This window comes from Desulfovibrio sp. 86 (assembly GCF_902702915.1).
In the GTDB taxonomy this organism is placed as follows: domain Bacteria; phylum Desulfobacterota; class Desulfovibrionia; order Desulfovibrionales; family Desulfovibrionaceae; genus Desulfovibrio.
Genome location: NZ_LR738849.1, coordinates 2,221,360 through 2,244,988 on the forward strand (window position 1 = coordinate 2,221,360; position 23,629 = coordinate 2,244,988).

18 protein-coding genes and 2 tRNA genes are annotated in these 23,629 nt (G+C 49.6%); 10 read left to right on the forward strand and 10 right to left on the reverse strand.

All coding sequences use genetic code 11. The annotated features are described in order from the left end of the window. The first annotated feature begins 420 nt into the window (after positions 1 to 420). Both DESU86_RS09040 and galE read left to right on the forward strand, forming a co-directional pair. Positions 421 to 1,827: an FAD-dependent oxidoreductase gene (locus DESU86_RS09040; RefSeq protein ID WP_179980748.1), complete on the forward strand. Its 1,407-nt coding sequence runs from the start codon at positions 421 to 423 to the stop codon at positions 1,825 to 1,827. Next, positions 1,824 to 2,795 (forward strand): UDP-glucose 4-epimerase GalE, encoded by a 972-nt coding sequence (gene galE, locus DESU86_RS09045; protein WP_179980749.1) that lies wholly within the window; start codon positions 1,824 to 1,826, stop codon positions 2,793 to 2,795. Before DESU86_RS09040 ends, galE begins: the two co-directional genes overlap by 4 nt. Before the next feature lie 319 nt (positions 2,796 to 3,114). Here galE and DESU86_RS09050 read toward each other — a convergent pair whose 3' ends face one another. The 4 genes from DESU86_RS09050 to DESU86_RS09065 all read right to left on the reverse strand — a co-directional run bounded on the left by DESU86_RS09050 (position 3,115) and on the right by DESU86_RS09065 (position 7,918). Continuing rightward, on the reverse strand, positions 3,115 to 4,098 hold the full coding sequence (locus DESU86_RS09050) for a hypothetical protein (RefSeq protein ID WP_179980750.1): 984 nt from the start codon (positions 4,096 to 4,098) through the stop codon (positions 3,115 to 3,117). A 342-nt stretch (positions 4,099 to 4,440) separates the two neighbouring features. Further along, positions 4,441 to 4,572, reverse strand: a tRNA-OTHER gene (locus tag DESU86_RS09055). Positions 4,573 to 4,770: 198 nt separating this feature from the next. Further along, positions 4,771 to 7,167, reverse strand: coding sequence for a toll/interleukin-1 receptor domain-containing protein (locus DESU86_RS09060; RefSeq protein ID WP_179980751.1), 2,397 nt, complete (start codon positions 7,165 to 7,167; stop codon positions 4,771 to 4,773). 148 nt (positions 7,168 to 7,315) lie between these two features. Further along, positions 7,316 to 7,918: a hypothetical protein gene (locus tag DESU86_RS09065; RefSeq protein WP_179980752.1), complete on the reverse strand. Its 603-nt coding sequence runs from the start codon at positions 7,916 to 7,918 to the stop codon at positions 7,316 to 7,318. A gap of 201 nt (positions 7,919 to 8,119) precedes the next feature. Here DESU86_RS09065 and DESU86_RS09070 point away from each other — a divergent pair, with 201 nt between their 5' ends. Next, the gene (locus tag DESU86_RS09070; RefSeq protein ID WP_179980753.1) at positions 8,120 to 8,734 is read left to right on the forward strand and encodes a hypothetical protein; all 615 of its coding nucleotides are present in this window, start codon (positions 8,120 to 8,122) and stop codon (positions 8,732 to 8,734) included. Positions 8,735 to 8,787: 53 nt separating this feature from the next. Here DESU86_RS09070 and DESU86_RS09075 read toward each other — a convergent pair whose 3' ends face one another. After that, positions 8,788 to 9,351, reverse strand: a complete 564-nt coding sequence (locus tag DESU86_RS09075) for a hypothetical protein (protein WP_179980754.1) — start codon at positions 9,349 to 9,351, stop codon at positions 8,788 to 8,790. An 838-nt stretch (positions 9,352 to 10,189) separates the two neighbouring features. Here DESU86_RS09075 and DESU86_RS09080 point away from each other — a divergent pair. The 4 genes from DESU86_RS09080 (at position 10,190) to DESU86_RS09095 (ending at position 15,246) form a co-directional block, all read left to right on the forward strand. After that, positions 10,190 to 11,026 carry a hypothetical protein gene (locus tag DESU86_RS09080; protein ID WP_179980755.1) on the forward strand — a complete coding sequence of 279 codons (837 nt, stop codon included), beginning with the start codon at positions 10,190 to 10,192 and terminating at the stop codon, positions 11,024 to 11,026. A gap of 349 nt (positions 11,027 to 11,375) precedes the next feature. Continuing rightward, complete coding sequence (locus tag DESU86_RS09085) at positions 11,376 to 12,434, forward strand: tyrosine-type recombinase/integrase (protein ID WP_179980756.1); 1,059 nt, start codon at positions 11,376 to 11,378, stop codon at positions 12,432 to 12,434. A 344-nt stretch (positions 12,435 to 12,778) separates the two neighbouring features. Continuing rightward, positions 12,779 to 13,744 carry a XamI family restriction endonuclease gene (locus tag DESU86_RS09090; protein WP_179980757.1) on the forward strand — a complete coding sequence of 322 codons (966 nt, stop codon included), beginning with the start codon at positions 12,779 to 12,781 and terminating at the stop codon, positions 13,742 to 13,744. After that, complete coding sequence (locus tag DESU86_RS09095; protein ID WP_197957555.1) at positions 13,702 to 15,246, forward strand: Eco57I restriction-modification methylase domain-containing protein; 1,545 nt, start codon at positions 13,702 to 13,704, stop codon at positions 15,244 to 15,246. The genes DESU86_RS09090 and DESU86_RS09095 overlap by 43 nt, the downstream gene beginning before the upstream one ends. Before the next feature lie 142 nt (positions 15,247 to 15,388). Here DESU86_RS09095 and DESU86_RS09100 read toward each other — a convergent pair. From DESU86_RS09100 to DESU86_RS09115, 4 genes are all read right to left on the reverse strand, one after another. Then, positions 15,389 to 15,483, reverse strand: a tRNA-Ser gene (locus tag DESU86_RS09100). Between the two features lie 85 nt (positions 15,484 to 15,568). Beyond that, a complete protein-coding gene (locus tag DESU86_RS09105; RefSeq protein ID WP_179980758.1) occupies positions 15,569 to 16,387 on the reverse strand; it encodes a tetratricopeptide repeat protein in 819 nt (272 codons plus the stop codon). After that, a complete protein-coding gene (locus tag DESU86_RS09110) occupies positions 16,381 to 17,244 on the reverse strand; it encodes a nicotinate-nicotinamide nucleotide adenylyltransferase (protein ID WP_232088311.1) in 864 nt (287 codons plus the stop codon). The genes DESU86_RS09105 and DESU86_RS09110 overlap by 7 nt, the downstream gene beginning before the upstream one ends. Next, positions 17,244 to 18,515: a glutamate-5-semialdehyde dehydrogenase gene (locus DESU86_RS09115; RefSeq protein ID WP_179980759.1), complete on the reverse strand. Its 1,272-nt coding sequence runs from the start codon at positions 18,513 to 18,515 to the stop codon at positions 17,244 to 17,246. The genes DESU86_RS09110 and DESU86_RS09115 overlap by 1 nt, the downstream gene beginning before the upstream one ends. A 183-nt stretch (positions 18,516 to 18,698) precedes the next feature. Between DESU86_RS09115 and DESU86_RS09120 the strand changes: the two genes are divergently transcribed. From DESU86_RS09120 to DESU86_RS09130, 3 genes are all read left to right on the forward strand, one after another. After that, complete coding sequence (locus DESU86_RS09120) at positions 18,699 to 19,469, forward strand: tetratricopeptide repeat protein (protein ID WP_179980760.1); 771 nt, start codon at positions 18,699 to 18,701, stop codon at positions 19,467 to 19,469. A 130-nt stretch (positions 19,470 to 19,599) separates the two neighbouring features. Beyond that, positions 19,600 to 21,456, forward strand: coding sequence for an indolepyruvate ferredoxin oxidoreductase subunit alpha (gene iorA, locus DESU86_RS09125; RefSeq protein ID WP_179980761.1), 1,857 nt, complete (start codon positions 19,600 to 19,602; stop codon positions 21,454 to 21,456). 9 nt (positions 21,457 to 21,465) lie between these two features. Continuing rightward, on the forward strand, positions 21,466 to 22,074 hold the full coding sequence (locus tag DESU86_RS09130) for an indolepyruvate oxidoreductase subunit beta (RefSeq protein WP_179980762.1): 609 nt from the start codon (positions 21,466 to 21,468) through the stop codon (positions 22,072 to 22,074). Positions 22,075 to 22,460: 386 nt separating this feature from the next. Here the strand turns inward: DESU86_RS09130 and rlmN are convergent, their stop codons facing one another. Next, entirely contained in the window at positions 22,461 to 23,549 is a 1,089-nt protein-coding gene (rlmN, locus tag DESU86_RS09135; protein WP_179980763.1) for a 23S rRNA (adenine(2503)-C(2))-methyltransferase RlmN, read from the reverse strand. Positions 23,550 to 23,629: the final 80 nt, after the last annotated feature.

Genomic DNA, 23,629 nt, shown 5'->3' on the forward strand with positions numbered 1-23,629 from the left:
TTCATTTCCTCTCTTGTAATACGGTAATCATGCTCGCCGTGCGCCAAATAATTATTTATTTCCGCACCAGTAGGCTTGCCGTAGTGGTCAATCTTTTGAGCAGGATTCTCTATAGCCAACGGATGGACTTTAGCTGGGCCGTTGCCCGCGCCTGTTCCACTGGAATGGATGTAACACCGGCCTGTCGTTACTCTGTATCGTTTTTTGGTACTGATGTGACAACTTTGTGAATACACTGCTTGCGTTTATTTTAGAGCAATTTGAAAGTGAAATCGCTTTAGGCTGGTTTTTCCGGAGTTTTCGGAATTGGGCGTTCATGTCGCTGGAATCGGTACGGCTTTTTTTTGCCAGTTTTGTGAGACAAGGCCTTTTTGCTTGCCGTCAAACCGGCATGATAGCTACCGTCAAAAGGAGTTTTTCGTGAAAATTGCCGTCATCGGAGCAGGCCCGGCGGGGCTTTCTTGTGCGCTGGAACTGGCTCGCAAAGGGCAAGATGTTACAGTTTTCGAGGCGGATACGGCCGTGGGCGGCATTTCGCGCACCATCTCGATCTGGGGAATGAACGTCGATTACGGCCCCCACCGTTTTTTTACGATGGACAAACGGGTTGCCGATTTTTGGATAGATACCATACGCGACGATTTTATTCTCGTGGACCGGCTGACCCGAATTTTCTACAAGAACAAATTTTTTGATTACCCCCTTAAGCCTCTTAATGCTTTTGTAGGCTTGGGCTTTATAGAATCATTATATTGCGGTTTTTCCTATCTCAAGGCATCCATTGATCCAAAGAAAAATGAAAAGTCGTTTGCCGATTGGGTCTCCAACCGTTTCGGACAGCGTCTGTACGAGATATTTTTCAAAACATATTCGGAAAAGCTTTGGGGAATTTCCTGCGATGAGCTGGACGCAGACTTCGCTGCACAGCGCATCAAGGGGCTGAACCTTTATGAGGCGGTTAAGAACGCTTTGTTCAAAGGAAAAGCGCAGCACAAAACGCTTGTTGAGCAGTTCGCCTATCCGCGCCATGGCGCAGGTGAAGTGTATGAACGCATCGCTGACAGATTTGCCGCGCTTGGGGGAAGCGTTCGCCTGGGAGTATCCGTTGAACGCCTCGTCATCAAGGATGGCCGTGTGAGCGGGCTTGATACAAGCGAGGGCTTTTTTGCTTGTGACGAAGTCGTCTCAACGATGCCCCTGACCGATATCATTGAGCACACGGACGCCTTCAGCGATGCTGTAAAAAAGTCGTCCCGACAGCTCACGTACCGTAACACTACGCTTGTTTACCTGAATATCGCGCAAGCAGACATATTTAAAGACAACTGGATTTACGTTCACGCCAACAATCTTCAAACAGGCCGCATAACGAATTTCAGAAACTGGTCCCCAGACATGCTGCATGGGAAGGGTGAAGCCATCCTTATGCTGGAATACTGGTCTTATGATCAGGACGAGCTGTGGCGCATGGACGATTCTGCGTTAATTGACCTTGCGCGGCGTGAAATTACTGCAACTGGTCTGGTAGAGGGACGCGCTGTTGGGGAAGGGCATGTTGTGCGTATTCATCGTTCGTATCCCGTCTATGCCCGTGGCTATGAAACCCATCTGAAAGTCTTGCAAGATGCGGTGGACGCGGTGCAAGGGTTGACCTGCATCGGCCGCAACGGTTCATTCAAATACAACAATCAGGACCATTCCATACTCATGGGACTGTTGGCTGCAGAGAACATCGCGGACGGTGCGCGCCACGACCTTTGGAAAATCAATACCGACTATGACTACCAGGAAGGGAAAAGTGCCCTGAATGAGGAGCGGTCAAAATGAAAGTTGTCGTGACAGGTGGGGCTGGCTACATCGGCAGCCACACGTGTAAAGAATTGGCGAAGCAGGGGCACACGGTAGTTGTTTACGACAATCTGAGCACCGGCCATAGGTCTTTTGTGAAATGGGGAGACTTTTTTCACGGTGATATCCGTGACATGCAAGCGCTGCGCTCGTGCCTGAAAAAATATCAGCCCGATGGCATCATCCATTTCGCGGCGTCTGCGTACGTTGGGGAATCGGTAATTAATCCAGGAAAGTATTATTCCAACAATGTCGGCGGCACATTATGCATTCTTGAGAGCATGCGTGAAGAGCAGGTGCCCAATATTGTTGTTTCAAGTTCCTGCGCTGTCTATGGGCAGCCTGAAACATTGCCCATTGACGAGTCGTGCCCTTTAGCGCCCATCAATCCTTATGGCGCGTCCAAATTTTTTATGGAGCGGATGCTTTCAGATTTTTCAGTTGCGCACGGCATTTGCTTCACGTCACTGCGGTACTTCAATGCAGCGGGATGCGATTTTGATGGCGAAGTGGGCGAAGACCATGAGCCCGAGACTCATCTTATACCGCGCGTTTTGCAGGCGGCACTGGGGATGATTGAGCAGCTTGAAGTCTTTGGGGCAGATTATCCCACGCCAGACGGAACATGCATACGCGACTACATCCATGTCTGCGATCTTGCCACTGCCCACGTAACCGCGTTGGAACAAATGGTCAGCGGGGGAAAATCAAATTGCATTAATCTGGGAACGGGAAGCGGGTTTTCAATAAAAGAGATCATTCGCCAGACGGAAAAGATCGTCGGCAAGCCTGTGCCACATGTCATAAAAGCACGCAGAAAGGGAGACCCTGCGGAATTAGTGGCCAACGCGTCCGCCGCGCAACACCTTCTCGCCTGGTATCCACAGTACAGCTCATTGGAGTTGATAATAAATTCGGCTTTGGGCTACATGACCGCAAACAGATGACATGAAGGTTGTTGAATAACGTTTATGAATTTTGCGCTTTGTGCTGGCGCACGTATTTAGTTGAGATAGTCGCGATTTGATCTGACAGTAGCCCTTGAAAAAGAAGGGACTCTCCGCTTTGATGGAAGTGTAAACGCAACATCAAACAGGGCACTATGCTCACGGAGAACCCATTTACCTTTAAACATATGATCCCAAATAATAATTTCACACCGTACCATCTCAAAAACATCTGATACCTATCAGTGGCACACTAGCATAGTTCTGATTCGCAATAAAGGTTTATGAGAGTGTGCAAATAATACATAACACCTAACAATTATTCTGCTACTTCAAAAATTCGGCATCCCAAAGAAGTAAGCAATAATCGTCTTGCAAGGATCCGAACATTTTCTGCATCGTACGCTGTAAGGGCGCTAACTTTTTTGGGATCCAGTCTATGACTAGAAACTTTACTTCTGAGGTTGCTTGCTGCAAGAATTGCATCTCGTACATCAATAAATTTATCCCGAACATATAGGCCCCTAGACCACGGAGCCTTTGTGGCTTGAACATTTTTCAAAGCAACAGATCCAACGGTTGTTGACTTTCCACGCTGCACCCAAACAGAAGGTTGTTCGACGTCTATTCCTGCTAGCCTTAATCGCCGTGTTATGTCTATAAACACAGGCGGATTCCACTTTCCATTCATGCGTGAAGGGCAGGAAGCGGATGCTCTGACCTCAAGTTCAAGTTGTTCAATCACAGAATAGAATGTTACTATTGAGCTTGCTAAAATTATGTGTACATCTCTAAACGCAACCTTCCCCAAGTGTTCTGTCGCGTAGCTTGGATCGATCTCAACAGACGGAAGTGAATGAGTAAAACATCCCATGCGATATTTTAGCAATGCATATTGATAATCCATGGAGTTGCTTGCGCGGGCGGCTATTCTAACCCCATCAGGTATAAAGCCTATCCCACATGTCGAGTGTGTGTATGCCTCATGACCATATTTTTGGATTATTTTTTCCAATAATCTTTCGTCTTCAGGAAGGGGAAAGTACGGTGTTTCAGTTAAAAAACCATCGTTTCTTAGCGTTATTGCAGCCCCAATTAAATTAAATGCATTTGATGCCGTTTCAAGAGTGCGAGCATGCAAAACTGCTTGATAGCTATCTTTTGATGACCACGGCAAACTTGTTTCAACTTCTTCAAATGATACCGTCCACCCTTTGCCCTGAATGATCTCTTTTGGGTCCAGCTCATGACTAAATGGGAAAAAACCAGTTTGAAAGCGGTACATAGCAACCTCGTTGAGCATGGTTCATCATTACATTCCACGACAACATCACGCCGCAAAGTCAGCAAATCCACAATCTCAACTTATAAACCTATTTGCTTATGGGCAATCTAAATTTATGCGTCGCCATTATTCTCAATTGCCTGGTACATCGCGCTTGCAGTCGTACAATTCCGCAACCTCTCAATCTGGTGGCAAGCTATGCCATTATTGTTTGTTGTGCCCAAATTTTTCAAACAGATCGAACTAAAGTATGTATGACGGTATGTATTTTGGTCACACACTCGCTAAAAACATACCTTTTTCGAACGGAAAAACCGCCCAATTATCATCAGATAACTGGGCGGTTTTATTGGTGTTTTATGGCGGAGAGGGTGGGATTCGAACCCACGTGCCCCGATTAAGGGACAACTCGATTTCGAGTCGATTCAATCAGTTTTTTGGCAGATAATGATTTCAGCTAGTTGTAATCATTTCAGCACGATATTTACATCCAGCGTCACGCAGATGCATACCAATAAATCGAAAAAGTATGCATGATGGTATGCACGAGTACACGACGGAGCCATGGCTGACGCTTACAACTTACGCTGACTATTGATACTCCGAATGCTTAAAAAATATTTACAAGTAAAAAATACTTATCACCCCAAACAACTACATTTTGATTGTCCCTTTTTTTGAACAACAAAATCATAATGGCAGTAAATTTCTTGAAGACAAATTTCTTATGACATTTACTACAGTTAAGGTACTTGAATTTTTAATTTTATTATATATTAATTTTGCTGCTTCACTATTTTTTTCAGCAATATAGATACGCATCAGCAACGCAGATTGAACATCTGGACGTTTATTTTTAAATTTTTCAGTTATTTGTTTGTATATATCCCTCGCGCCTGAAATATCGTCTTGATGCTCTAAGCAACACATCGCCGCCTGAAAGCACAACTCAAATGTCGGTTTTTGAGCAATCTTAACTGCACGCATAACAAAACTATATGCCGCAGAATAATTGCTTCTAGCGAATTCAAACACAGAAGCGCGCAAAAGTGTAAAATCTGATTCTTGAATTTTAAGCATTTTTTCAATAACGCCTCTTGCCGCATCCTGTTGCCCTGTTCTTGAAAGAGCATTTGCATAAATATCTAATATAAAAATATTGTTATCATTCATTTCATATGCAATTTGTGCATGCTTAAGTGCAAGATTATCATTGGGCAAAAGAATATAGCATTGGGCCAGTTCTCGATGTATTGACGCACCCCTATACCCGTTTTCAAGTGCAAAGTTGTAGCTTTTTATAGCAAGATCAATTTTATTATCATACCTACTCAGGAAACCTTCTAAAAAATGGATAGATTGAGGCCTTCCAAACTTTTTATATCGCTCGATATACTCTTCTGCTGTTTTAAAATTATCATCATGTATATGTGATTTTATTATTATTTCAAATGCTTCAGAGCTATTTGCATCCTCATTAATTACAATTTCAGAGTATTCAATAGCTTTTTTATATTCCTTATCATTATATTCGTCTTGTGCCATTCGCAAAATATCAGAAGTAAAGCTAAACATGTCAGCCTTATTATATTTTACATTAGAAAATAGCTTTGAACGCGTTAACAATCGTTCGAATAAAAGACGAAGCTTAATTTGATTACCACATCTTTCTAAAACACCTTGGAGAACAGCAGCCATCCTAGCGTGATCCAATGTATTTATTTCGCCTTCTAATAATTTTGTAACATTATATTCAATGGGTTTCGATATTTCGTAAAAATTTCCATGTACAACCTCTAATATTGAGTTATCAATCAGATTTGAAACTATATCAAAAACTTTACCAGCTTCAGACCTCATATACTCTGAAATCATTGCTATTGATAACGGGCTGTACCGTATGAGTAGCACAAGAAGCTGTTTGGCTTCGTCTGTGATTTGCAAGTCGTTTAAGTAGTCGGCAAAAATGCTAAAAGAAGATTTCTTGATTTTTTCGATAAGAGCCTTGTCCACGCCATATCGTTCAATCAACTCTGCGGAATACTGAATAGAAGGTGGATATCCATTGCAAACGTTGACAATAGTGTCCAAATCTTCAGCAGAGGATTCTGCCTTTTGCGTCAGTTGCGTTAGGAGAATTTTTGATGCAATTTGCGTCAATGCCCGTAAGTGAAGATGTTTAAACCTTAAATCAATAGACGGTGTGCGCTTTGTAACAACAAAGACAGGCAAATTTTTCTCTAAAGAAACTTTATTTAAAACCTTAATGATATCTTCATTTGTAGTACCATCAATTTTAAAAAGACCGCCTTGATCATCCAATATAATTGCCTCGCGCCGGGACACAGCGCTTTTGATGACCGCGATAAGAAAATCATTTTTTTCATCCATATTTTTTGAACACATCGCTATATATAATAATTTTTCATCTTCTTTCGATTCAATGTCATATTTGTCCCTTATGTTAAAAGCGACCTCAAGAGGACCATCGCCAGGCTTTATATCGACGATTAACGCAATTGGCAGCGATAATTTAGTTTTTAGTATGTGTTTGGAAAAAGTCTTTCTCCCTATCCCACTCAAGCCAGAAAAAAAGTATACATTGTTTTTTTTATTTTTATCCAGCGTGAGGGCTTCAAAATCAGAGGAATCGGCATCTCTACCTATAATGGCGCTATTAGCTGATGTGCTAATGCTGTCAATTTTCGACTGTATAGATCTAGTAATATAGGAAACATCTGTTGATATTTCATACTTAATTTTTTTCATCCACGTTGGTATTTGCGTTAAGTCCACATCATCTGAAATGATAAAGGTTAGTACTGTTCTTAGAAGACTTTTTTGGTATAATTCTTTGGCCAAAGATATTTCTTTTTTTACATATTCTCTGCCTAATGTTTCTTTCCCGATTATTAAGACAAATATTAGTGAATCACTAAGTCCTGCTTGTATTGATTCGTCAAACGTAACACCGCTTTCAAATGATTGCTCATCAAAATAACATTGAAGTCTCGTGAGGTTGTCAGCAATGGGACGAACGATGTCTTTATCAGCGCTGTGATGTGATAGAAACGCTTTTACCAACATATAACCCCACTTTTAGCAAAAGATGTCACAGTTATTTTTTCAAAAAAAGTACTTCTTGATACAATATCCTTCAATTTGGGGAGATGCAATATCTATCTATACATAAACAGTGAGGTGGTGTCGCGCACGTCTATATCCCCCCCTCCTCTCACACCATCAAGAGATCATCGTCCAACACATTCAACAGGAAATCGTACAGCTCTAAAAACAACCCATCTTGCGCTAAATCCCCCCCTCGCCCCGGCTCTACTCCTTCGCATTCCGTCAGAGATACCGCAATGTCGGCATTACACAGGGCGGGCACGGCACTATCCCACCCATCATGCAGAGCAAAGAAACCCCGCACAAAGTCACATTTTAGGTATCGGGCAGTATTGCCCGCATCGATGGCATCAAGAAGGCGATTGCTGCTGTCAATTGTGCCAACTATGTACACGGAAACCAGCGGTTCGCGTTCATAAAGACCTCGGCACTCAGTGACCCACCCCGATAGCGCAGGAATGTAGTTAGGTGTATCGGGCTGGCTGGCATGAATAACGTCCAAAAAACCTTGAACTTCAGGAAATCTGTCATGGACAGCGTCTGCCGCTGCATTGCCAATGTCGCCGATGCCAATGAATGCGATGCGCTTATGGTGTTGGAGTTGACTACCGCCCTGTGCTTTAGCCAAGTGGGTCAGCTTGGTGGTTATGGATACCTCAAAGTCTTTGATGCTCGACAGGATGGAATTTGACTGTAGTGATCTTTTCATGTTGATACTCTCCTTATTAATTGTGATAATAAACTGAACAATTAATTTTTTTTGCAACAACTAGACTCATGTTTTCATATATATTGACAATTTGATGCTTTTATGATATAATAATTATGGCGTTAGCCACAATCCAAAGAAGCCATTTGAGCAATTCAAATGGCTTCTTTTTTATCAAATTTAAAAGCTATGGAGTTTTAGATGAATTACACTAAGGAGATGTGTGTATTTTTGCTGTCAAACAAAGAACTGATCGAACAGGAAAGTTTGACAGAACACGTAGAGGCCACTGTCTTTAAAGCCATCAATAGGGCTATTTCCAATCGCTTGGGCGAGCGGTCGCCGTGGCGCACTCGATTCGGGCTGGTAGTTGAAGACGAAGACGGCAACGATGATACCGTATTTGCGCCACTGGATTGGCCCACAAAACCAGGCCATGCCGACTTGGCTGTCTTCAGGCTGGCGGAGACTGACCCCAATGCCAATAGCTATTGGCTCGGCAGTGCTCTTGGACTCAACGGCTGCACGTTATGCTTTGAATTTTGGATGGATGGCAGACCGGCTGGCCCGTCCCGGTATAAAGTCAAACAGCACTTGGAGGCCTTTTTAAAGGAAAAGGAGGTTCTTCAAAAAGCAGGATTCCAGTTCACCAAGCGCGGCACACTCACCCTGCCCTTTACCCTAGATCCGGTTGTGGTCGCCAAAGAATTCCCCGACCTCAAAAAATCACTGGAACCCATGACCGCAGCTCTTGAAACGGTGCTCAAGCTCATGCCGGAGTTCGATAACTTTGTTAAAAACACACTACCCGCCTAACGGTAGCTGACATGAAAAAAGGCTCTCCATTTAATCATGGAGAGCCTTTTTATTCATATGAAATTAAACTTTTTGGCATAAAGCAGGATAAGCCAAAGTGGCATATCTTCTTTGCTCGTAAAGATGCCAGCTTTTTCTGAAGCCTCTTCACATTGATCCTTAAGATCAACACACTTAGGTATATTTTTGCTACTTTTAAGAAATTTTTTCATTTTCTCAAAAGTGTCTTCATCCCTATTTTCTAAAAATTCAATACCCATAATCGCTACAATGCGTTCAAGTGCAGCTATTCTGCTTTTTTCAGAAGGCTGCACTACCATTGGATTGTGCGATTTTATGATTTTACCAAGGACACCTGCTGTAAATCGAGCATTACTATAATAAATTATTGCTTCTGATATGAAGTCATTCAAATTTTCTCCAGAACCTTTGAGCTCATTCTTTACAGCTTTCAGAACGGAACTTGCCGCAATAGACAACTTGTGACATTGCGATGGACCTCTTTTCTTAAAATCATCTTCAGTGAGATCGTTAACATTTGGCAGTTCAATCTGCTCTTCATTCTCAGTCGTCGTTTTCATCGGCTTGTCATTTGAGTCTGTACTTGTCCTTGCCATATTCCCCTCCATTCAATGTCGTATGTCCATATTCAGCAATAAAGAAACCAGTGAAAAAAGTATTGTTAAAAACAATGCTAATAGCAATGGTCAAAGCAAAGTTTTCATCATTTGACCATGGCATATTGGGAGTGCTTAAGAAATAAAAACCTCCATGGCGTTTACTCCAAAGAAATATGCTTATGTAAAACAGATCAAATGAGTTAACGGTTAATATAATATTATTTATATAACTAGTTATTACTATAGATAGTTACAGTACTAATAACAACTTACAATCAACATTTACTATGTTTATTCGTATATAACTATCAAATTATTTCCATAATGATTGTTAATAATTTTTTATACATCAAAAAAAATGAAGCGAAGATCATTTTTTTTGATTTTTTATTTCATGACCGTTTTCACACACCCATCAAAAAAAAACAATGTTTTAAGCAATATTTTTAGCCATGAAATAAACATTGCTAAAAACATTGCTTAAAACATTGTTTTGATTCTTGCCGTGCCACATTTCAACTTAACGCGACTTAATGCCAACATAGCATTGTTTTTACCATTGCAAAAAACTTTGTTTGTAAAATTGTTTTCAGAGTAGTTTTCTTAAATACAAAAAAATGATGATCGAGCTTTGTTTTAAGCATTATTTTTATAATTGTTCAGTAAAATCAAATTTTCCATGCCGAGTAATAGTGTAATATTTTCAGCACTATTGACTTTTCTTAAATTTGTGGTATACTGCATTCTGCTTTTTTTATTTTATGGAGGTACACATGACTTGAGCCCCGTTCTTTTTCATATTTATTATAGATATGCTTAAGAATAGGAGGTCAATATGACCAAAGAGAAAAAAATGAGCTTGTCTGAAACCATCATCAGAACCCCCAACCCTCACGCAAAATACACTGCAAGGACTTGCGGGCGACTGACGATGATTTGGAGAAGTGATCCCCAATATCTCACGCACCACAACGAGCCATATCAGGGATCACTTTTTAACGGCGGGCAATACAGTCGTTTCGCAAAAAAATTTGCGACGATTGAGAATGAGCCGGACTGGTTCATTACGCTGAACTTCGACACTAGCGTGTGGAAGAGAATTGACGAAGACACCTGCGAAAGGGCGTATGACGTCTTTCAGGCGTACACAAACCTAGTCATGACGAATTTTCCCGGTGCTTGGTTTGGGTGGGGCGCTGAACTTGCCTTCCGCAACACGGGTTTGCATTTCCACACTTTCGGCTCTTTCGGCCAAGAGCTAGAAAGAGAGCAAAGGGTCTTTCTGATGAGAACCTGGCTGGAGATGACGGGCAGCACAAATAAGAGCGCGTTTAAGCCAGTTAAGGCTGAAAGCTCGATTCGTGGCTACCTTTTTTCACCAGAGAAGAAAGCCCGAAAAGAGCAATTCAGGGATATGTTTCCCGGCCGACACATGTTCGGCATTGTTGGCAAGAAAAACATCACCTTCGCCAAGGCCTCGAAGGCATACCCTATTAGCCACGAAAAGAAGCTGATGATTGAGCGGCTTGTTCTGGACAGGGTGTACTTACGCAACGACCTCGATCCAACGCGCTTTCTCAAGTACGTTAGGCGAGAATTTTACCACTTTTCATTTTACCCAAAGGAGGTTGTCGATGAGATAAGACAAATTATTAAAGACCGTAAATACTAAACAATTGTTGCCCCGGCTGAAGTACCAGCCGGGGCAACTTAATTTATATAAGGCTTGGTATTTGGAAGGAGAAGCAATGAAAACAGCATTTCTTGAGATGAACCATATAAACGCTAACAGATATAAAGAGATTAAAGATATTTTCATGCATCAATGAACCCGCAGTGCATGACATACTTAGAATTAGCAGATTTTTTAAATTTATCGCCCGGCACCGTCAGAAACAACTGGCGAAGCTACCCCCATTTTTTTGTCACTCCCGCTTCCTTCAAAAGTGAAAATTTACGGGGCGCGCGATTTAATCAAGATGATATTTTGCAATATTTTAAAATGCTGACGGAGAACAACAATGGCAATACTCGAAATCGTGAAAAAGAATGGAGTCGTGTTCCGAGCCTACTTCAAGTTTCAGGGGCACCAGTACTCAAAAATTTGCTACAGCCGAAAAGAGGCAAAGGAGTGGGAGCACGACGCAAAACTGGCTCTCAGTCAGCAGCAAGCTACGCCTCCGAGTTTGATGTATTCCCATGCTAGCAGGGTCTACTTGCAGGACTGCAAGGTGCGGTTGACGCCCAACACGTTTCTTGAGCAAAAACGCCACCTCTGCGAGTTTGCGGTTTTCCTTACGAAGGATGTCGCCATGACTGACATCACGAAGGCCATCGCTACCAGTTTCATACGTTCAATTGAAAGTGAGCGTGGGGGCAAAGCTGCTGATCGCCGCATACGCACTTTGAAAGCCCTCTGGAATTGGCACAAGGACGCTGTTCCACGGAACCCCTGGCGTTTTGTTGCCAAACCCGCTGTGGAACAATACGTCAAGTATGTGCCCACCCCTGACGACATCAGCAAGGTTCTTGCTGCGGCAAAACCGTGGCAAGCTGATTTGCTCAACACGCTGCTGCTCACAGGGGCCAGAGTAAGCGAAATTCTCAACCTAACGTGGGAAGACGTTGCCGAGCACTCATTGAAGCTTTGGACGAGGAAGCGCAAGGGAGGGGCAAGGCAGTACCGGACTTTGCCCATAGGCAGCAGCTTACATGCCATTATAACGGCCCAAAGGGCGATAACAGGCAACACGACCCATGTTTTCATCAATCCCAACACTGGAGGGCCGTATTCAACTCGCCAGCAAACCATACGGGATATGATGAAAAACCTTTGCAAGAAGGCTCAGGTCAAAAGCTTTGGTTTTCATGCCATACGGCATTTTTTCGCCGTGAGCCTTATCCAGTCACAACAGGCGGGTTTGACGGACATTCAGCTTCTCTTGGGGCATCAGAGGGCCACAACGACCGACATCTACCTGAAAAGCGTGTCGCCAGACATCAACCACTTGGCGGCTATTATTGAAAGTGCGGTTCAGCCAGCAGCTAGCCGTATGCACGAGGTTGAAGCCGACGGATAATTCTAAATGGCCATAGCGCTCAAGGGCGGGTTGATTTACGGCAACCCGCCCTATTTTAACTTGACACAACTGACAGTACTCCCGTTGCAAACAAGCCTAACGTAAGCGTTTTAGGGCCTTTTGGGGTCGTCGTTGACAAGTCATACCCTACTTAATATTCAGCTTAAAATTAAAATTTGAGCAGGTTTTGTCGAAAAATTTGACGATCTTCTACGACGCGAACAATCGGACATTGAGATTTTGAGGGCTTCAGGATAATCACGTTCTTTTTTGGTAGCGAGCTAGACTGTGATCAGATATCATGCAAAGAGGGATTACCTTGAAGCACTCGGAAGGATCAAACTATGCCTATCAACAGAAGCAACCCAGACAGATGGAAAGAAGATATTAACCAATCTGTCGATTTATATAACTCATGGTTTATGGAGTTTGCGCCCAAGGCTTTTCGTAAAACTCGGCTGAGCACTGCCACCCGTGTAGAGGAGGCTTTGAACGCCACGACCAACCTCACTAATATTTCTTCAGAACTATTAAGGAACCACCCTGAAGTATTGCCAATTCTAAGAATGTCCACTTGTCCACCAATAGCTCGCGATAGGCTTATAGGTTTGGCGGGAATTTCAAAAACTCTTGTCACTAGCATGGAAGACACGGTGAATCCAAGAATCCCTCCGCGCATCCCCACGGAACGTCTTGAAAGTGATCTAGAACGGATTTGCTACATCATACAAAAAATGGCCGACCCAGACATTTTCACTTGGCTTAACCGTGCAGTTCCTGCCTCTGACATTGAAGTTTCTCGGGCCGCCACAATTGTGGCAGACAGGTTGTGTGGAGCCGTTTCAGACCCAATTATTCGCAACGCCCAAGAAAAACGGCAACTGAACGCCATCGGCAAGTGGCTAAAACACAACGGGTACAGACACATAGAGGGGACAAAATTCAACGAAATGCCACCAGGAACTTATTCATTTAGGACAAATGTTCCTGTTTCAATTTCGGGTAGCGGTGATACCGCTAAGGTGAACATACCAGTTGATGTTGTGATTATGCCTCTAAAATCCGCTAGCGGTGATTTACCTCTCTTAATTGAGGCAAAATCTGCGGGAGATTTCACAAACGTCAATAAGCGACGAAAAGAAGAAGCGCAAAAGATGGCGCAACTTAAGATAACATATGGTAACGAAGTAAGATTTGGATTATTTCTATGTGGATACTTTGACTCAGGCTATCTTGGGTACGAAGCAGCAGAAGGGATAGATTGGGTATGGGAACACAGAATCGACGACTTGGCTCTATTCGGATTATAGACGACAACCTAGAGAAGTTGCGGGTATCCATGCAGATGGCTTTGGATTCCTGCAAAACAATTAATGAACGCCGAAAACTTGGCCAGTTCTCAACTCCAACAGCATTAGCACACGACATAGTTGCATTCGGCCTTGACTGCGTTGACACCACAAAAAATATCCGTTTTTTTGACCCTGCTTTTGGTACTGGCGCATTTTACTCTGCATTATTACAGGTTGCGGGAGAGCAGCGCATATCCAAGGCAACCGCCATTGAGATAGATCCATTATTTGCAAAGGCTGCAAATAAACTTTGGCTTAGCCACAAGATAAATATAATAAATGATGATTTTACTACCTCAGAACCTGATGACAAGTATAATTTGATTATATGCAATCCTCCTTATGTTCGACACCACCTCATAGCAAGTGACCGAAAAAGAGAGATTAGAAACAAGACTGAAGATGTCTCTGGAGTAAAATTATCTGGCTTTGCCGGGCTTTACTGCCACTTTCTATTGCAGTCCATCCAATGGATGAATGATAACGCAGTTGCCGGTTGGCTTATTCCAAGTGAATTTATGGATGTGAACTATGGCGCGGCAATTAAGACCTTTTTACTATCAGATGTTGAGTTGTTTCGAATACATAGATTTGACCCAAAGAATACACAATTCGAGGATGCCTTAGTGTCATCTGCGATTGTATGGTTTAGAAATAAGAAACCTAACAATCACAGCGTAGTATTTTCTTATGGAGGTTCACTGGCCCAACCGCAAAAATCCATAACTATAACGGTTGACTCGTTAAAACGAGAGCCAAAGTGGACGAGATTTCCATGCCAGTTACAAAAAGCTTCCAAGCAGGCCGCGCCAAAGCTAAAAGATTATTTTGACGTAAGACGGGGCGTCGCGACTGGAGGAAATGACTTTTTCATTTTGGAGGAATCACGCATAAAAGCGTTGGGACTGACGCTTGAATTTTTCCGCCCTATCTTGCCCAGCGCAAGATTCCTTAAAACAACTGAAATTGAGGCAGACGCTCATGGATATCCTATTCTTCCGCAGAGACTTTTCCTATTGGATTGCCGGTTAAACGAGGAGGAAGTCAGAGCAAGATATCCTCGATTGTGGCAATACCTTGAAAGTGGCAAAGACAGCATCGCGACTGGCTATCTTTGTAAGATGCGGAAATGTTGGTATTTCCAAGAACAGCGCGATGCCCCAATGCTGGTATGTACTTATATGGGACGTGCTAGTAGCGAACGATCTAATGCGTTCAGATTCATTCTTAATAACTCACAAGCAACAGTCACAAACTCATACCTGGCACTTTACCCTAAAGAAAAGCTCTCCGAACGAATCGCATGCGTCCCCTCGCTAAAAAGAACAATTTGGGAAATGCTAAACAGATTGCCCTCAGACAGCATGCATACCGAGGGCCGTGTGTACGGTGGTGGGTTACAAAAAATTGAACCAAAAGAACTATTGAACGTCAGCCTTCCTTGTTCATTGGAATTTTAACCCAAATTTTCTCCACAGATCGAGCCAAAGTATGCATGACGGTATGCATGGCCGTCGCGCACTCGCTAAAAGCATACCCATTTTAGACGCGAAAACGGCGTGTTGCTATCTAAAGCAACACGCCGTTTTTATTATGCATTAATGGCGGAGAGGGTGGGATTCGAACCCACGTAGGAGCTATTAACCCCTAACTCGATTTCGAGTCGAGCGCGTTACGGCCAGCTTCGCTACCTCTCCGCAGGTCAGGGCGTTGCGCCCGCGACCGGAAGGCTGTCTATAGCGCATCTTTTTTTGAATGGCAATGGCCAAGCGTTACAGTGAACTACCTGCGTTCCAGTGCGGCCGTCACTTCCAGTGCGTCGGCCTGTTCCGGGTCATCGTGCAGCGCGCGCAGGGCCATGTCTTCTGCCTTAGGGCGTTTGTGCCAGGCAAGATACAGCTTCGCCATCTTGCCGTAAGTGGAAGGGTGCCCGCCAAAGGTTCGCAGCACCGCCCTGTAGACGTTCTCGGCCTTTTCGTATTCGAGCAGTTCCATCCAGGCGGCCACCGCGCCGGTATAGGCGGCAGGGTCGCGCGGCTGTTTGGCAATGGCCTCTTCGTACGTCTCGGCGGCTTCCTGATGCAGACCGGCGGCGGCAAAAATCTGGGCCACCTGAACGCGGATGCCGTCCTCCTGACTGAATTCTTCAATCACGCGCTTGAGAAAGGCGCGCCCCTTGGCGGTCTGCCCTTCGCGTATAAACTGCAGCCCCGTATCAATAAGATGCTTTTTTCTTTCCATACGGGCTGTGGCTTCTGCCTGAACGCAGTTTTCGGATTCTTTTTGCAGAATCTTGGCAAGGCCGTCCATCACAGTGGCCAGTGCCGCTTCCTTGCCCTGCTGAAAGGGGATATTCTTGGGGTTGCCCGTCCGGGCCGGGTCCAGCAGCGGCTGCATGCACGGATGGTGCACCAGCGTGGACAGAAAATCATTGATCTGGATGTCCAGTTCCGCCCGGGCGGTGCGCAGCATCTTGACCTCGGCCATGCGGCGCAGAGCCTCGCACATGACCAGGAGCGAGCGCTCCACCTCATCCTTGCGCAGATAGCCTAAGGCTCTTGCCACATTTTCGCGTATGTCCTTGGGCGCGGTTGTCAGCATGTCGGCTCCGTCTGTCGCCAGTGTGCCTGTACGGTTTTCTCGCTCTGCTTCAGAATTTCAAAAGCCGCCCGAGGCAGCAGAAAATCCACCCTCCGGCCAGCCAGCCACAAGCTGCGCAGGCGCGACGCGCTCACGTCCAGCCAGGGCAAGGGCAGAAAATGCGCCAGCCCGCCGCCGGGCAAGGCCATACAGGGGCCGTCGCCCACAAGGGGGGGGAGCTCGCGGGCTTCGGGCCACAGCCGCCAGGCCGTGGCGATCACGTCCTGCGCTGTCTGCCCGTCGCGCGGCACCACAACAAAGTTGCACAGGCCCGGCAGTTCCAGCCCTCTGTGCCATGTGGGCAGCAGGGCAAAGTCCGGGCTGCCCAGGATGAAATACAGTTCTGTTTGCGGCTCGGCCTTACGATAAGCCAACAGCGTGTCCCATGTATAGGACGGCCCCTGCCGCTGCCCCTCAAGCCTGTTGCAGCGCAGAAAGGGCAGGTCGGTGATGCTGGCCTCCACCATGCGGGCGCGCAGATCAAAGGGCAGCATGCCTGTCATGGTTTTGTGCGGCGGCACGGCACAGGGCACGAGGTCCACGCCGCTCACCAGAGGAGCCAAAGCTTCGGCGGCCTCAATGGCCAGGCGCAGATGCCCCACATGCGGGGGATTGAAGCTGCCGCCCAAAATGGCCCGGCCAGCGCGCGGGCCTGCCGTCACGTCGGAAGCCGTTCCGTCGGAAACAACCACACCGGGAGCCGCCGCGCCGGAAACCGCCCCGTCGGAAGCCATCACATCGGATTCCTTGCCGTCGGGAGCCGCCGCGCCGGGAGCCGGGCCGTCCGTCGCCTCGTGTGAGCCGGGTTTCGCCGTCACTACTGCCGCACCTGCCCTTGCCCAAGTACCACAAACTTGGTGGTGGTCAGTTCTTTCACACCCATGGCCCCGTAGGCGTGCAGCTTGGAGGTGGAGATGCCGATTTCCGCCCCAAGGCCAAGCTGGCCGCCATCATTGAAGCGGCTGGACGCATTGACGGCCACCATGGACGCGTCGGCCTCGCGCAGAAAGCGCATGGCCTTGGCGTGGTCGTTGGTGCAGATGATTTCCGTGTGGTTTGAGCCGTAGCGGGCAATGTGATCCAGGGCTTCGTCCATATCCGCGACCACGCGCACGGCAAGGGTGAGGTTGTGGAACTCCTGCCCGAGATCCTCGGGTTTCTGGGGCACGACGCTGCCTGCGGGGGCCTTGTCCATAAGCGGCAGGGCAGTGGCGTCGGCGCGAAATTCCACACCGGCGGCGCCGAGTTTTTCCGCCACCATGGGCAGAAAACGCGCGGCCACGTCCTTGTGAACCAGCAGGCATTCCAGCGCGTTGCACACGCCGGGGCGCTGCACCTTGCCGTTGAACACGATGTCCAGAGCCTTCTCGAGGTCGGCGTCCGGCTCGATGTAGGCGTGGCACACGCCCTTGAAATGCTTGAGCACGGGCATGGTGGCGGCCTCGGTAACGGCGCGCACAAGACCTTCGCCCCCACGGGGGATGATGACGTCAATGTACTGGTCGAGTTTGCACAGGGCGTTGACGGCCTCATGTCCGGGCACGGTCACAAGCTGCGCGGCTTCGGCTGGCAGACCAGCCTGCACCATGGCATCCTGAAGCGCCTGCGCCAGGGCCGTGTTGGAATGCAGGGCCTCGCTGCCGCCGCGCAGGATAACGGCGTTGCCAGCCTTGATGCACAAAATGGCCGCGTCAATGGTGACATTGGGGCGGGCCTCGTAAATCATGGCGATGACGCCGAGGGGAATGCGCATCTTGCCCACCAGCAGACCGTTGGGGCGCTGCCACTGGCTTTCGGTGGCGCCCACCGGATCGGGCAAATTGGCGACGTGCGCGCAGGCCGCGCGCATTTCTTCCATAATGGCGGGGGTGAGCGTGAGGCGGTCAAGGCGGGCGGAGTCCTGCCCGGCGCTCCTGGCGGCTTCAACGTCACGGGCGTTGGCGGCCAGAATGTCAGCCTCGCGCTGGCGCAAAATTTCGGCCAATCCCAGCAGAGCCCTGTTTTTGGATTCGGGCGTAGCCCTGGTCATGGCGCGCGCCGCGTTTTTTGCCTGCGCGCCAAGGCGCGCCATTTTTTCCGATGGCGTCATGCGAACTCCTTGTAACAGCGGCTGTGGGCGCGCGTTTGCGGTCCTGGCCGGGGATATTTGTTTTGACAGAAGGACTGTTTGTGGCCTATGAAGAAGACTTCCGTCCTGAGTCCGTCCTCACGTGCGCGCTCTGCTTGCACGCCGGAAATGGCGGCGATCTCGCCCCTAAGGAGTTTTTGATACATGAATCCGCAAAAGAATCAAGGCGCGGACGACGCGCCCCTGCTGCGTGACCTGCAACTGGAAGTAAGCCAGGAGAGTGCGCCTCTTCTGCAATTCATGCTGCGTCATGCCGGTCTTATCGCTGGCGTGCTGGTGCTGTTTCTTCTGGTGCTCATAGGTACCGGCATCTATAACTGGCACGGCGACTCCCGGGCGGGAGAAGCCCGCGACGCCCTGGCGCGCACCCTTATTCAAAATCAGGGCGCGGATCAGGTCAAGGCTCTTTCGCAACTGGCGGAGGGCGCGCCCTCTTCCACCCGTTTTGCCGCCTATATGGCCCTGGCGCACAGCGCCCTTGAAAACGGCGATTACGCCACAGCCGCCCAGGCTTACGGCAAGGCCGCCAAAAGCACTGACGGCGCTTTCAGCCTGTCTGCTTCGCTTGGCGAAGCCGGAGCCCTGCTCAAGGCTGGCAAAAACGCCGAAGCCTTGACTCTGCTGCAAGGACTGCAAAACACCCAGCCCGGTGCGGCCAACGCTCCGCAGCTGCGGCAGATGATGGCTGAAGCCGCCATTGCCGCCGGTCAAAATGAACTGGCGGCCCGCACATATCTGGCCCTGGCCCGTGAGACTGACGGCGTCAACAGCAGCTATTTGCGCGCCCGCGCTGCCGAGCTTGACCCCAAGCTGGCCGCTGCGGAAGCCGCGCCCAGCGCTCCGGTCGCCAAGGCCGTTCCGGATGCGGACAAGGGCGGTCAAAAGCCCGTGCAGCCAGAACCGGCAAAGCCGTAACGATTTCATACAACAACCCGCAGCATGCACAGCACTGCGGGTTGTTGTGCAATAAAAGCGCGCCCACCCGGGCGCACATTGCATTTAGCAGAAGCGGCCCGCGTGCCACGCGCCGGGGCCGGGAGGAAGCATGAGCAACAACCCCCTGTTGCACGGCGCTCACGGTGAGCGTCATTTGTTGTTGGGCAACGAGGCCATCGTGCGCGGCGCTCTTGAGGCGGGCGTGCACATCGTCACCTGTTATCCGGGCACGCCTTCATCCGAAGTGCCGGACACGTTTCACCGCATCGGCGGTGAAGGGCGTTACCGGCTGGAGTATTCCGTCAACGAGAAGGTCGCCATGGAAGTGGCGGCGGGCGCTGCTCTGGGCGGCGCTCTGAGCCTTGTGACCATGAAGCACGTGGGCCTCAACGTGGCCGCCGACCCGTTGTTCACGGCCGTGTACACGGGTCTGCCCGGCGGGCTGGTGGTGCTCACCGCTGACGACCCCGGCTGTCACTCCAGCCAGAACGAGCAGGACAACCGCTATTACGCGCGTTTTGCCATGCTGCCCTGTTTCGAGCCTGCCTCGGCACAGGAAGCCAAGGACATGACCCGCGCGGCCTTCAGCCTTGCCCGCCAGCTTGAGCAGCCCGTGCTGCTGCGCACCACTACGCGCATCAGTCACATGCGCGGGCCGGTGGACTTTGACGATTTGCCAGCACCGCAGCCCAAGGTGGACTTTCGCCGCGAACCCTCGCGTTTCGTGCCCGTGCCCGCCGTGGCGCGCAGGCGGCATGTGGCGCTGGACGAAATTGTGGCCCGTGCCCGCCAGATTGCGGAGCAAAGCCCTTTCAATACGGTTACCGAACCCTCGACCCCCACGGATCTGGGCATCATTGTCAGCGGCGTCACGCGCAATTATCTGGCCGACGCGCTTTCTGCCAATGACTGGACAGACCGCGTGCGCGTGCTGGAACTGGGCATGACCTGGCCCCTGCCGGAAGAAAAAATCTGCACCTTCCTGAACCAGTGCAAGCGCGTGCTGGTGCTGGAAGAAGGGGAAGACCTGCTGGAGCAGGACATCCGCGCTCTGGCGCAGAAGCGCGGGCTGACCGTGCTCATTGACGGCAAGAATGACATTCTCACGCATCAGGGCGAGTATTCCACCACCCTTGTCACGCGCGATCTTGCGCAGTGGCTGGGAGTTTCCTGTAGCGTGCAGGAACCGCGCAGCGCCGAGCCGGATCTGCCGGGCCGTCCGCCCAACCTTTGCCCCGGCTGTTCGCACAGGGCCGTGTACTATACGGTGCGCCAGGTTTTCGGCGACGACGCCTACTATTCCAGCGACATCGGCTGCTACACCCTGGGGCTTCTGCCGCCCCTGCGCACAGCGGATTTTCTCGTCTGCATGGGTTCGTCCATCTCGGCGGGCAGCGGTTTTGCTCGCGCCTCCGAGAAGCCGGTCATCGCCTTTATCGGCGACTCCACCTTTTTCCATTCCGGCATGACGGGGCTGGCCAACGCTGTTTTCAACCAGCACAACGTGCTCATGGTCATTCTGGACAACGGCACCACGGCCATGACGGGCCACCAGCCCAACCCCGGCATGTTGCAGGATGTGCTCGGCGGCATGAGCAGCCACATGGACATTGAGACCATCGTGCGCGGCATGGGCGTGACCCAAGTGGCCAAGGTGCGGGCCTTCAACATCAAGACTCTGACCAAGACGCTGGAAGAAATGAAGAGCAAGCCCGGCGTGCGTGTGCTCATCACCGAAGAGCCCTGCGTGCTGTATGCCCGCCGCCAGCTCAAAAAGACCTCGCCCCAGGTGGCGGAGGTGGCGCAGCAGGGGCCTGAGGCCATGCGCTGCCTTGAGCAGCTTGCCTGCCCCGCCTTTTACCGCAGTGGGGACAATCTGGCCGTGGACGCGACCCTTTGCACGGGCTGCATGGTATGTTTGCAGGTGGCCCCCGGGGCCTTCAAGGCGCGCAAGCGTCAGGGATAGGTGAGAACAATGACTATGCAGAACAACCAGAAACGCATGCGCGTGTATTTTACTGGTGTGGGCGGGCAGGGCACCCTGACCGCCACGACCCTGCTGGCCCGTACGGCCCTTGAAGCCGGGCTGGACGTTGTGGCTGGCGAGGTGCACGGCATGGCCCAGCGAGGCGGCGTGGTTGAATCCGTCATGCTGCTCGGCGGCTGGCGTTCGCCCAAACTGGATCTGGGCGAGGCCGATGTCATGCTTGGCTTTGAACCTTTGGAAACCCTGCGCGGCCTGCCTTACCTCAAAAAGGGCGGCGCGGTGTTTTCCAGCAGCGATCCCATGCCGCCGTTAAGCGTGTCGCTGGGCAAGGCCGACTATCCCCCCTTGAGCCGCATTGAAGCCAGCGTGCGCGAAGTGGCGGGGCTGTGCCATTTCATCCCGTGTCGTGAACTGGGAATGCAGGCAGGCTCCGTGCAGAGCGGCAATACCGTACTTTTGAGCGCCGTTTGCGCTTCGGGCGTTTTGCCCTTTGGCGTTGACGCGCTTGAAGCGGCCATCAAAAAATTCCTGCCGGCCAAGCTTCAGGAAGTGAACCTGCACGCTCTGGAACTGGGGAAGAAGGCCCTTAAGGGCTGATAGCGTCGTTTTTAGGGAAACGCTGATTTATTCCCTTTGGCGGCGTTGCTTCCTTTTTTTGAAACAGTCGAGGACGTAAGAGTCCACTCCTGCTTCAAAAAAAGATCGCGCCTTGCCAAAGGAAACAACTTCGCGTTTCCAGGAGGCTCTTTAATCAGTGCTTCCTTAGATTATAATTGCCAAAGGCGGCCCGGCTTTGAAGTCGGGCCGCCTTTTTTGCATATTGGGCGTACTATCTGGAAGGCGCTGTTGCTGTAGCCCCCTCTCCGGATCAGAAACCACCTTGTGGAGATGCTACACTATAATAAGAGTTTTAGGGGGTGGGGGCGTGGGGGAGGAGACCCTTTTGCAAAAGGGTCCCTCCCCCACAAAGCAGCATACTCAATTTATTCGTAATCAACCCCATTCTCTTCCAACTGTTCCTTTTGCCTGGCGGCCTTGAGCTGGCCGCAGGCCGCCTTGATGTCCTGTCCCTTGCTTTTGCGCAGGATGGCCGTGACGCCGCGATCCCAGAGGTATTTCTCAAAAGCCAGCACGCGCTCATGGCTGGGCGCGGCGTAAGGCGAGCCTTCAGCGGCATTATACACAATGAGGTTCAGCTTGCCTTTGACGGAGTTGACCAGGGGCACCAGCTCGCGCGCGTGTTCCAGCCCGTCGTTGACGCCGCCGAGCAGCAAGTACTCAAAGGTGATGCGTTCCCGCGTGTTGAGCGAGTATGACTGGAGCGTGGCCATAAGGCGATCCAGAGGCCAGCGGGCGGCCTTGGGCATGATGCGGGCGCGCAATTCCTGATTGGGCGCGTGCAGCGAAACCGCCAGAAAAGCCAGGCCGCATTCGCCCAGTTCCTTGAGGTTTTTTTCAATGCCGCAGGTGGAAACCGTGATGCGGCGCGGCGAAAAGTTCAGTCCCTTGTCGCTGTTGAGGCTGACCAGCGAGCGCATGACTTCGTTAAAATTCAGCAGGGGTTCGCCCATGCCCATAAAAACGATGTTGCGCAGCATGGGCCAGTGCAGACGCGTGTCGCCCAAATGCTCGCGGGCTACCAGTATCTGCCCGAGAATCTCGGCCATGGTCATGTTGCGCTCAAAGCCCATCTGCCCTGTGGAGCAGAAGGTACAGCCCATGGCGCAACCAACCTGACAGGAAAGGCATTGGGTCCAGCGGCGTACGCCTTCACGCGAGTCCGAGGGGATGAGGACGGTTTCCACCTGCGCGCCGTCTTCAAGGCGCAGCAAGAACTTGGTGGTTCCGTCCTGGCTTTCTTCCACGGCGGTCACTTCAGGCCAGACGATGCAGGCCTTGGCGGCCATACGTTCGCGGCAGGGCCGGGAAATGTTGGTCATGATGTCGAAATCACGGGCCATGCGCTGCCAAATCCATTGCCAGATCTGCATGGCGCGGAACTTGGGTTCGCCCAGTTCGGCCTGCGTCCATGCTTCCAGTTCTGGAAGGGTGAGATTGAGAAGGTTGATCATGCTGTCCTGCCGGGGCCGGGGGCGTCCTGGCTGCTGGTTGGTGTTACGGCCTCGCCTTGTGCGTGAAGGCCCGCCCTTTG